This is a genomic window from Nocardioides sp. (assembly GCF_025965415.1).
GTDB lineage: Bacteria > Actinomycetota > Actinomycetes > Propionibacteriales > Nocardioidaceae > Nocardioides.
In genome coordinates this window covers 1-10,643 of record NZ_JAOPWY010000100.1, presented here as the reverse complement: position 1 = coordinate 10,643, position 10,643 = coordinate 1, and the positions used below count along the sequence as shown (strand labels likewise).

Annotated in this window: 10 protein-coding genes; 9 read left to right on the top strand and 1 reads right to left on the bottom strand. The window is 72.3% G+C overall.

The annotated features are described in order from the left end of the window. Positions 1 to 517 (top strand): prolyl oligopeptidase family serine peptidase (locus tag JWN97_RS10635; protein WP_297622193.1); only part of this gene is annotated, 517 nt, incomplete at its 5' end. A 63-nt stretch (positions 518 to 580) separates the two neighbouring features. Here the strand turns inward: JWN97_RS10635 and JWN97_RS10630 are convergent. Next, positions 581 to 1,831 carry an MFS transporter gene (locus JWN97_RS10630; RefSeq protein ID WP_297622191.1) on the bottom strand — a complete coding sequence of 417 codons (1,251 nt, stop codon included), beginning with the start codon at positions 1,829 to 1,831 and terminating at the stop codon, positions 581 to 583. 69 nt (positions 1,832 to 1,900) lie between these two features. On the opposite strand from JWN97_RS10630, the gene JWN97_RS10625 reads away from it, so the two are divergent. The 8 genes from JWN97_RS10625 (at position 1,901) to purF (ending at position 10,489) form a co-directional block, all read left to right on the top strand. Then, positions 1,901 to 2,527, top strand: a complete 627-nt coding sequence (locus tag JWN97_RS10625; protein ID WP_297622189.1) for a helix-turn-helix domain-containing protein — start codon at positions 1,901 to 1,903, stop codon at positions 2,525 to 2,527. 10 nt (positions 2,528 to 2,537) lie between these two features. Then, positions 2,538 to 2,897 (top strand): sterol carrier family protein, encoded by a 360-nt coding sequence (locus JWN97_RS10620; RefSeq protein WP_297622187.1) that lies wholly within the window; start codon positions 2,538 to 2,540, stop codon positions 2,895 to 2,897. Between the two features lie 79 nt (positions 2,898 to 2,976). Beyond that, entirely contained in the window at positions 2,977 to 4,341 is a 1,365-nt protein-coding gene (locus JWN97_RS10615) for a dipeptidase (RefSeq protein ID WP_297622185.1), read from the top strand. Positions 4,342 to 4,383: 42 nt separating this feature from the next. Beyond that, positions 4,384 to 4,851, top strand: a complete 468-nt coding sequence (locus JWN97_RS10610; RefSeq protein WP_297622183.1) for an SRPBCC family protein — start codon at positions 4,384 to 4,386, stop codon at positions 4,849 to 4,851. Next, positions 4,848 to 5,879 carry an NAD(P)H-binding protein gene (locus tag JWN97_RS10605; RefSeq protein ID WP_297622181.1) on the top strand — a complete coding sequence of 344 codons (1,032 nt, stop codon included), beginning with the start codon at positions 4,848 to 4,850 and terminating at the stop codon, positions 5,877 to 5,879. The genes JWN97_RS10610 and JWN97_RS10605 overlap by 4 nt, the downstream gene beginning before the upstream one ends. Before the next feature lie 135 nt (positions 5,880 to 6,014). Then, positions 6,015 to 8,369, top strand: coding sequence for a molybdopterin cofactor-binding domain-containing protein (locus JWN97_RS10600; RefSeq protein ID WP_297622179.1), 2,355 nt, complete (start codon positions 6,015 to 6,017; stop codon positions 8,367 to 8,369). 11 nt (positions 8,370 to 8,380) lie between these two features. Then, positions 8,381 to 8,875: a (2Fe-2S)-binding protein gene (locus JWN97_RS10595; protein ID WP_297622177.1), complete on the top strand. Its 495-nt coding sequence runs from the start codon at positions 8,381 to 8,383 to the stop codon at positions 8,873 to 8,875. Positions 8,876 to 8,956: 81 nt separating this feature from the next. Continuing rightward, positions 8,957 to 10,489: an amidophosphoribosyltransferase gene (gene purF, locus JWN97_RS10590; RefSeq protein WP_297622195.1), complete on the top strand. Its 1,533-nt coding sequence runs from the start codon at positions 8,957 to 8,959 to the stop codon at positions 10,487 to 10,489. Positions 10,490 to 10,643: the final 154 nt, after the last annotated feature.

The window sequence follows — 10,643 nt, the reverse complement described above, 5'->3', positions numbered from 1 at the left end:
AGGGGGCGGCGCTCCCGCCACCCTCGACGACGTCGCGGCCGGCATCGACAAGCTGGCCGACCTCGACCTCGACCTGTCGACGGTCGTCACGCTCGGGCACTCGGCCGGCGGTCACCTCGCCGCGTGGACCGCGTCGCGCGGCCGCTTCGAGCAGTGGGCCGGCGGCGTCGACGTCACCGCCGTGGTGTCCCAGGCGGGGGTCCTGGACCTGCGATCGGCGTACGACCAGGGCCTGGGGGGCGGCGCCGTCGAGGCGTTCCTCGGCCACGCGCCCCGCCCGGCCGACGCCCCGGCGGACCCGCAGCAGCAGCTCCCGCTCGACGTGCCCGTGTGGTGCGTGCACGGCGAGGACGACACGACCGTCCCGATCGGCCAGTCCGAGGGGTACGTCGAGGCTGCCGCCGCCGCGGGTGCCCGGGCCGAGCTGGTGCGGGTGAGCGGCGACCACTTCGTCGTCATCGACCCCACCTCGGACGCCTGGACGAGGACGCTGGGGATCCTCGACACCCTGCGCTGACCCGCCCGAAACTCATCGCTGACCCGCCCGAAAGTTTCTGGCGGGTCAGCGTCACGGGTCGCCTCAGGCGGCGCGGGCCGGCGCCGCCTCGGCGACCCAGGCCGACGGGCGTGGCACGGCCCGGACGTGGCGGCTCAGGGTGGGGATCAGCGCGACCAGTGCGGTGAGCACGCCGAGCACCGCCATCGCCCGGCCGCCGCCGAGCCCGCTCAGCAGGGCGCCCGCGAGGACGGGGGAGAGCGGCATCGCCGACATGGACACGAACTGCATCGTCGACTGGATCCGGCCCTGGAGCTCGTCGGGGGTGATCGCGATCCGGTAGGAGCCCACGCCCGCGTTGCCGGCCGGGTTGAGGAAGAGCCCGACGCCCACTGCGGCCGCCACCACGAGCGGCTGGTTCCACAGCGCGAGCGGGACCAGCAGCGGCACGAAGCTCCAGGCGCCGGCGATCGTCAGCCAGCCGGTGGGGAAGCAGTCGATGATCGCCGGCGCCGCGATTGCCCCGAGGATGCCCGAGACGCCGGCGGCGGTCGAGACGAGGCCGATCTGGACGGGCGGGAAGCCACCCTGGATGAGGCGCAGCATCGCCACGAAGAACAGCGCGTTGACGACCAGGTTCGTGAGCGGCGACCAGAGCAGCAGCACCCGGAAGAACGGGCGCGACCACGTGTAGCGGATCCCGGCGGCGATGTCCTGGCGGGCGCTCCGTCGTGGCCCGGCGGGCTCCGGTGCCGAGAGGTCGGCGCGGATCCGGCCCAGCAGGACGAAGGACAGGGCGTACGACATCGCATCGGCGGCGAACGGCAGCCAGCGCGTCGCGCCGTACAGCAGCCCGCCCACGGGCGCGCCGACCAGGCTCGCGACGTGCTGGCGGGCCTGGTTCTGGCTGAGCGCGGTGGGCAGGTCCGCGGTGCGGACCACCGTGCGGACGGCGGAGGTCTCGGCGGGCATGAACGCCCCCGCCGCAACCCCGGTCAGGAGGGCGATGACCAGCAGGTGCGGGAGCGTCAACCGCCCGGCGATCCCGGCCGCGGCCAGCGAGCCGTAGAGCAGCAGGCCGGCTCCGCTCGCGGTCCGCATCACCAACCGCCGGTCGACGCGGTCGGCCAGCACGCCCGCCGGGAGGAGCGTTCCGGCCATGCCGAGCAGGTACAGGGCCTCGGCGGCCGCGGCGGCCAGCGGGGAGCCGGTGAGGTGGAAGGTGACCAGCGGGAACACGAACATGCTCACCGAGCTGCCGAGCTCGGAGACGGTCTGGCCGACCCACAGCACGGTGAAGTCGTGGTTGCGGGCGAGGTCGCGATAGCCGGGCATATTCTGCACCATATAGTGCGCAAGTATAGTTGCGCAATAGTACGTGCGCGATCTTGGTAGGCTGTTCCGGTGACCCCCGAGACCCCGGACGACGAGCACCCCGACCCGTGGGCCGGCCTGGAGACGGTGCACGATCCGCGGGTCCTGCGGGCCATCGCGCACCCGGTCCGCAACCGGATCCTGAGCGAGCTCTCCGCGACCGGCGCCATGCGCGCCGCCGACGTCGCCCGCGAGCTGGGGATCCCGGCCAACCAGGCCAGCTTCCACCTGCGCCAGCTGGCGAAGTACGGGCTGGTCGAGGAGGCCCCCGAAGAGGCCCGCGACAAGCGTGACCGGGTGTGGCGGGTCGCCGACGAGCGGGGCATGCGGGTCAACCTGGCCGAGCTCGAGGCGTCGCCCGGCGGGAAGGCGGCCGTCTCGGTGTTCGTGCGCACGGCGATCGCCGCGGGCTACCGGATGATCGAGCAGGCCTACTCCACGGTGCCGGTCGAGGACACGATGCGCACGGTCACGGACGAGTCGCTGCGACTGACCAAGCAGGAGGCGGCCGAGCTCGCCGCGGAGCTGGACGAGCTCATCCAGGCGTGGGCGGCGCGCACGCGGGGCCGCAGCGACGAGCGCCGGACCTACCAGCTGTTCATGGCCCTGCAGCCGCACCCGGACTCCGTCGCCCACCGCGGCGACAGGGAGTCCTAGAGTCGGGGCCGTGCCCGCCCGACTCCGCCTCGCCGACCCCGCGGTCCTCGCCGCGGCGCTCGAGAGGTTCACCGCGGGGGAGCGGACGCCGGCCGACCTGCGCCTGCTCACCAAGCACTTCCTGGCCGTGCTCGAGACCCGGGCGCCCGGTCGCTCCGTCGAGGTGCGGGTGCCGCCCTACGCCGCGGTGCAGGCCGTCGAGGGGGTCCGCCACACCCGCGGCACCCCGCCGGCCGTCGTCGAGATGGACGCCGCCACCTGGATCACCCTGGCCAGCGGCGAGGTGTCCTGGCCCGACGCCGAGCAGTCCGGCAGGGTCCACGCGAGCGGCGAGCGCGCCGACCTCACGCCGTACCTCCCGTTGGCGTAGCCCGTGACGAGATGCTCCCCGGCCGACTGCCGCACGAGGCATTTCGTCACGGACTGCGCCGCCGGATAGGTTGACCGGCATGAGTGAGACCACCGCCATCGACGACATCAGGACCGCGGTGACCGGGTTGCTGCCCGGCATCCGGCAGGACCTCGAGGACCTGGTGCGGATCGAGTCGGTCAGCGCCGACCCGGCCCGCGCGGGCGAGGTGCGGCGCAGCGCCGAGGCGGTCGCCGAGCTGTTCCGTGCCGAGAGCTTCGACACCGTCGAGATCGTCAGCGCCGAGGGCGGTGCCCCCGCGGTCATCGCGCACAAGTCGGGCCCAGCTGGCGCCCCGACCGTGCTGCTCTACGCCCACCACGACGTGCAGCCCGAGACCGACCACGCGGAGTGGGACTCCCCGCCGTTCGAGCCGACCGAGCGCGACGGCCGGCTCTACGCCCGCGGCGCGGCCGACGACAAGGCCGGCATCGCGGCGCACCTCGGTGCCCTGCGGGTGTACGGCGACGACCTGCCCGTGAGCGTCACGATGTTCATCGAGGGCGAGGAGGAGGTCGGCAGCGACACCCTCCCGGCCCTCCTGAAGGAGCACCGGGACCAGCTCTCCGCCGACGTCATCGTGATCGCCGACTCCGGCAACTGGGACATCGGCGTCCCCGCTCTCACCACCAGCCTGCGCGGCCTGGTCCGGGTCGACGTCACCGTCCGCACCCTCACCCACGCGGTGCACTCCGGCATGTGGGGCGGCCTGGTCCCCGACGCGCTCATCACCCTGAGCCGCCTGATCGCCACGCTCCACGACGACCGCGGCAACGTCGCGATCTCCGGCCTGCAGAGCGGCCCGGCGGCCGACGTGGACTACCCGGAGGAACGGCTCCGGGCCGAGTCCGGCGCGGTTCCCGGCATCGAGTGGATCGGCGACGGCTCCGCGGTCGAGCGGCTCTGGACCAGGCCCGCACTCAGCATCACCGGCCTCGACGCCCCCAAGGTCGACGGTGCCAGCAACACCCTCGTCGCCTCCGCCCGCGCCAAGATCTCGCTGCGCGTCGCCCCGGGCGACACCACCGAGAACGCCCTGGCCTGCCTGCGCGCCCACCTCGAGGCGCACGTCGCCTGGGGCGCCGAGCTCTCGGTCGCCCTCGTCGACACCGGTGAGCCCACCGCGATCGACGCCACCGGCCCGGCGTACGACGCGGCGCGCCGCGCGTTCACCGAGGCCTGGGACGGCACCGAGCCCGTCGACATGGGCGTGGGCGGCTCCATCCCGTTCATCGCCGAGTTCCTCGAGGCGTTCCCGCAGGCCAGCGTGCTGGTCACGGGCGTGGAGGACCCCGACACCCGTGCGCACGGCGCCAACGAGGGCCTCCACCTGGCGGAGTTCGAGAAGGTCGTCAAGGCCGAGGCGCTGCTGCTGCGCAACCTGGGCGAGCTCCCTCGGGGCTGATCACCCGAAAGGGGCCGCGCACCCTGCCAGTAGTTTGAGCCAATGGCCACCTTCACCGCCCGCGACCGCTCCTCGGCGGCGCTCCGCTCGCCGCGCAGCGAGGTGTGGGCCGCCCTGGTCGACGCATCCCTCATCGCCCGGATCACGCCCTACGTCACCTCGATCGACGTCGAGGGCGACAAGTGGCTCTGGCGAATGGGCACCATCCCGGTGCTCGGGATCTCGGTGGCGCCGCGCTTCACCGAGCTGATGGAGTTCGAGCCCGAGGACCGGATCCAGTTCCGCCACGACCCCTCCCGCCCCGACGAGATGACGGCCGTGCAGGGCACCTACGTCCTGGCCGACCGCACCGACGGCGGCACCGACGTGAGCATCGACCTCGAGATCGCCTGCAAGCTCCCGCTTCCCGGCCTGGCCAGGCGAGCGGTCGAGGGTGTGATGGTCCAGGTGGTCAAGCACATGGGCGTCGTCTTCTCCCGCAACCTCCTCAAGCACCTGGGTGAAGCGTGAAGGTCCTGGTCCTCGGGGCCACCGGCTACGTCGGCTCGCGCCTCGTCCCGCACCTGCTCGAGGACGGCCACGAGGTGGTGGCCGCATCGTCATCCGTCCCCGACCCCCAGCGCTTCGGGTGGGACCCGCGGGTGCGCGCGATCCGCTGCGACGTGATCGATCCCAGCGCGGTCGCCGCCGCCGTGCGCGGCGTCGACGCGGTCGTCTACCTGGTCCACTCGCTCAACCGCACCGACTTCTCCGACCGCGATCGCCTCGGGGCCGAGGTCGTGGCTGCGGCGGTCGTGGACAGCGACGTACGCCGCCTCGTCTACCTCTCCGGGCTCGTGCCCGACGTCGCGGAGACCGAGCTGTCGGCCCACATCGCCTCACGCCTCGAGGTGGAGCGGATCCTGCTCGCGGCGACCGACGGTGCCGTGGCGCTGCGGGCCGGCGTGGTGCTGGGAGCGGGGTCCACGTCGTTCGAGATCATCCGCCAGATCTCCACCCTGTTCGTCGTCCAGCCGGTCCCGACGTGGATGCGCAGCTCCGTGCAGCCGGTCGCGGTGTCCGACGTCCTGCGCGCGATCACCGAGTCGCTCGAGGACGACGGTCCGCGCGGTGCCGTCGACGTCGGCGGTCCCGACGTCGTCGCCTACCCCGACCTGATGCAGGCCTGCTCCCGTGGCGCCGGCCTCACCCGGCTCCGCGTGCCGGCCCTCCTCGCGCCGTCCGCACTGGTGGGCCTGGCGACCGCCCTCGTCACCACCGCGCCCTTCCACACGGTCACCTCCCTGATCGAGTCGCTCCACCACGACATGGTCTGCCGCCCGGGCCACACCTGGGTGCCGCGCAACGGCAGCCCTCTGGTCACGCTGGAGGAGGCGGTGCGACGCGCGTCGGACCCGGCGTACGACGGACCCGAGGCCGCGCTGGCCTCGGACCCGGCCTGGGCCCGGACGCTCCCGCTGCTCGACGCCCTCCCGCTCCCGGCCTCGACCCGCGCCGTCGCCCGGCTGGCCCTCCACCGCGCGGCCCAGCTGCTCTGAGACGTCTCTGACTGCGGACGCCGGCTTGAACGGTGACAGTGACACTGTCACAGTGGGCGTCGCGGTGCCTGGGGAGGGACCTCTGTCCCGGGAGGCTGCCGGGCTGATCCAGATCGGGTGACTCGGATGCCCCCCTTGCGCGACCCCCACGACCACGTCGGGCCGACCTCGACGGCGATCTCGACGGCGACCTCGATGCCGTACGCCCTCGACCGGCGCCGCTTCGTCGGCTACGTCCTCGGTGGGGCGACCCTCGTCGCCGCCGCCGACCTGGTGCTCGTCGACGCGCCGCCGGCCGGCGCCGAGATCCCGACACTGCCGCAGGTCCCGGAGCTGTACGACCTCAACGACATGCTCACCGACGCCGCGCGCCCGACGGCCAACCTGATCACGGTGACCATCAACGAGGACGGCACGGCCAGCTTCGAGCTGCCGCGGATGGAGGTCGGCCAGGGCATCACCACGTCCACGGCGATGCTGATCGCCGAGGAGCTCGACCTCCCCCTGAGCAAGGTCGAGGTCACCCTTGCCCCGGCCCGTCCCGAGCTGCGGTTCAACCAGCTGACCGGCGGGTCCAACACCACCATCTCGACCTACACGCCGATCCGCGTGGCCGCGGCGGTCGCGCGCCTGGCCCTGCTCGAGGCCGCCGCGATCGTCCTCGGCGACACCGTGGCCGGACTCGTCGCCAAGGGCGGCGTCATCTCCGCGCCCAGCGGGGCCTCGGTGACCTACGGCGAGCTCGCGGTCAAGGCGGCCGGGGTGCAGACCCGCGCGGTGGAGGTCGAGCTGAAGGGCGTGGACGACTTCACCCTCGTCGGCCAGCCGACCAACAGGGTCGACGCCCTGGCCGCCGTGACCGGTGCCAAGGACTTCACCACCGACCTCGACGTCCCGGACGCTCTGCCGACGATGGTGTGCCGGGCACCCACGCTCAACGGCACACCGGTGTCCGTGCGCAACCAGGCCCAGGTCGAGTCGATGCCCGGCGTCACCCACGTGGCGCAGGTCAGCACCGGCGTCGCGGTGCGCGCCGAGACGTTCGGCCAGTGCATCGACGCCGTCCGTGCCCTCGACGTCGTGTGGAAGGCGGGGCCGGTCGCAGGCGAGAGCGACGCCTCGATCCTGCGCAAGCTCCGCGCGGCCCAGCTCCCGATGCCCAAGCTGCCCGACACCCCGCTCGCGCAGACCGTCTCCGGCGACTTCACGTTCTGGTTCCGCAGCAACTCCGCGATGGACACCAACAGCGCCATCGCCGACGTGCGGCCCGACGGGGCGACCGTCTGGGCCGGGCTCAAGTCGCCCATCGTGGCGCAGCAGCGCATCGCCGAGCTGCTCGGGATGCCGCAGGACCGGGTGAAGGTCAACGTGGTCACCGCCGGGGGCTCCTTCGGCCGGCGGCTGTTCTTCGACGCCGCCCTCGAGGCGGCCGAGATCTCCCAGAAGATGGGCACACCGGTCAAGCTGATGTGGCACCGCGCCGACGACGCCCGGGTCGGCCGTGCCCACCCGCTGGGCACCTGCCGGGTGCAGGCCACCGTCCTCGGCAACAACGTGCTCGCCTTCCACCAGTCGTTGACGTGCGTCGAGACCGACTTCCGCCACGGCCTCGGCGAGATCATCACCGCCGCTGCCGCCGACCTGCCCGCCGGAGTCGGCAACCTCGGCTTCGCCGAGACCATCTTCGCGCTCACCCAGGAGGTGCCCTACGACTTCGGCGCCGTCGTCCAGACGCTCGTCGAGACCGACGACCGGTTCAACACCGGCTCGATGCGCAACATCTACTCACCCGACGTACGCGTCGCCAGCGAGCTGATCGTCGACAAGCTCGCCGCGAAGATGAGGATGGACCCCTACCAGTTCCGCCGGAAGTTCCAGCGCAACCCGCGCCTCCTGGCCGTGCTCGACACGGTCGCCCAGGCCGGCGAGTGGGGCAAGGCGATGCCCGCCGGCACCGCGCAGGGCATCGCGATCCACAAGGAGTACAAGGGCTTCTCGGCCTGTCTGGTGGAGATCGACACCCGGCCCGCGACGACCGGTCGCGACATCCGCAACGCCGTCACCGGGCCGCGCGTCACCCGGGTCACCTTCGCCATCGACGTCGGGCTCGCCATCAACCCCCGCGGGTTGGAGGCCCAGATGCAGGGCGGCATCAACGACGGCATCGCCCTGGCCCTCACCTCGAGCCTCCACCTGCGTGACGGCCACTTCCTCGAGGCCAGCTGGGACAACTACTTCTACACGCGGCAGTGGAACACCCCACCCGACGTGCGCGTCATCGTCATGCCGTCGGAGGAGACGGTGCCCGGCGGCGCGGGCGAGGCAGGCGTGGCCGCCACGTTCGCCGCCGTCGCCTGCGCCTACGCCCGGGCGACGGGCACCATGCCGACCGAGTTCCCGATCAACCACGGCCGGCTGTCCTTCGAGCCCAAGCCCTTCACGCCGCCCATCCCGCAGTCGCCGACAGACGGCCTCGAGCTCACCTACTGAGGAGCACTCCCATGCCAGAGCAGACTTTCATCGTCAACGGCGAGCGGGTGACGGTCGACGTCGAGGACGACGTACGACTCCTGTGGGTGCTGCGCGACCGCCTCGGGATCACCGGCCCGAAGTACGGCTGCGGGATCAACGTGTGCAAGGCATGCACGTCCCACATCAACGGCAAGGCGTTCAACCCGTGCGCGGTCCCGGTGGGCAGGCTCGGTGCCGACGACGAGATCACGACCATCGAGGGACTGCCCGACCAGGTCGAGCCCTCGCAGCGCGGCGACCACGGCCTCCACCCGATGCAGGAGGCCTGGCTCGACCAGGACGTGGCCCAGTGCGGCTACTGCCAGCCGGGCCAGATCATGGCCGCGGTGGCGCTGGTCAACAAGGTGAGCCGGGAGGGCGGGACCATCACGGACGCCGACCTCGACACGATCCGCAACATCTGCCGGTGCGGCACCTACACGCGGATCCGGAAGGCGATCGTGGACGGCGCGTCGCGGATGTGACCGCCCCGCCCACGACCGCCCGCGGACGTCGGTGCGGTCGTGGGCGTCCGCGGCCGTAGACTGCGAGACGTGCCTCAGCCGATGAGCAAGCGGACGGGCGGCGACGGCCGTCTGACCATGGCAATCGACCCCCAGGACCAGGGACCGCAGGACGCGTGCGGTGTCTTCGGCGTGTGGGCGCCCGGCGAGGACGTCGCCAAGCTGACCTACTTCGGGCTGTACGCCCTGCAGCACCGCGGCCAGGAGTCCGCCGGCATCGCGGTCAGCAACGGGCGCCAGATCCTGGTCTACAAGGACATGGGGCTGGTATCGCAGGTCTTCGACGAGTCGACCCTCGAGTCGCTCAAGGGGCACCTGGCCATCGGCCACTCCCGCTACTCCACGACCGGTGCCAGCACCTGGCAGAACGCGCAGCCGACCTTCCGGCCGACGGTCGACGGGTCGATCGCGCTCGGCCACAACGGCAACCTGATCAACACCCACGAGCTCGCCCAGATGGTCAAGGACCTCCCCGACCCCGACGGTGAGCTGCCGCTGCAGTCCCGCGACATCGAGACCTCGACCAACGACACCGGGCTCGTCACCGCGCTGCTGGCGCACCACCCCGACACGTCGCTGGAGCAGCGTGCGCTGGAGGTGCTGCCGCTGCTGCGCGGCGCCTTCTGCTTCGTCTGGATGAACGAGGGCACCCTCTACGCCGCCCGCGACCCGCAGGGCATCCGCCCGCTGGTGCTCGGCCGCCTCGATCGCGGCTGGGTCGTCGCCAGCGAGGACGCCGCCCTCGCGACGATCGGCGCGAGCGTGGTCCGCGAGGTCGAGCCCGGCGAGATGATCGTCATCGACGAGAACGGCCTGCGCTCCCACACCTTCGCCGAGCCGGCCCGCAAGGGCTGCGTGTTCGAGTACGTCTACCTCGCCCGCCCCGACGCCACCATCAGTGGCCGCAACGTCCACGAGGCGCGCGTCGAGATGGGACGCCGGCTGGCCCGGGAGTTCCCCGTCGACGCCGACCTCGTCATGCCCGTGCCCGAGTCCGGCACGCCCGCGGCGTCCGGGTACGCCGCCGAGTCGGGCATCCCGTTCGGCCAGGGCTTCGTCAAGAACGCCTACGTCGGGCGCACCTTCATCCAGCCCAGCCAGACGCTGCGCCAGCTCGGCATCCGGCTCAAGCTCAACGCCCTCGAGCACATGATCCGCGGCAAGCGGATCGTCGTGGTCGACGACTCGATCGTCCGGGGCAACACCCAGCGCGCCCAGGTGCGGATGCTGCGCGAGGCGGGCGCCGTGGAGGTGCACGTCCGCATCTCGAGCCCGCCGGTGAAGTGGCCGTGCTTCTACGGCATCGACTTCGCCACCCGCGCCGAGCTGATCGCCAACGGCCTCACGCCCGAGGAGATCGCCGCCAGCGTCGGGGCCGACACGCTCGGCTACATCTCGCTCGAGGGCATGGTCGAGTCCACAAGCAAGCCGGCCGAGCGCCTCTGCACGGCCTGCTTCACCGGCGAGTACCCCATCGCGCTGCCGGACGCGAGCCTGCTCGGCAAGCACCTGCTCGAGGCCAGCCTGAGCTCCCCGACGTTGGGCAAGGCGCTCCCCGTCCTCAACAACCCCTGATCGGAAACAGCACGCCGTTAGCGAGACCCCCGCAGCGGCGTAGGCCCCCTCGGATGGGGCGCTGGGCGACTCGGTCACGTCTCTCCTCGGGTGGCGACGGCTGGCGACGGGGCGATCAGGGGTTGTTGAGGACCGGCAGCGCGCGACCCAGCGT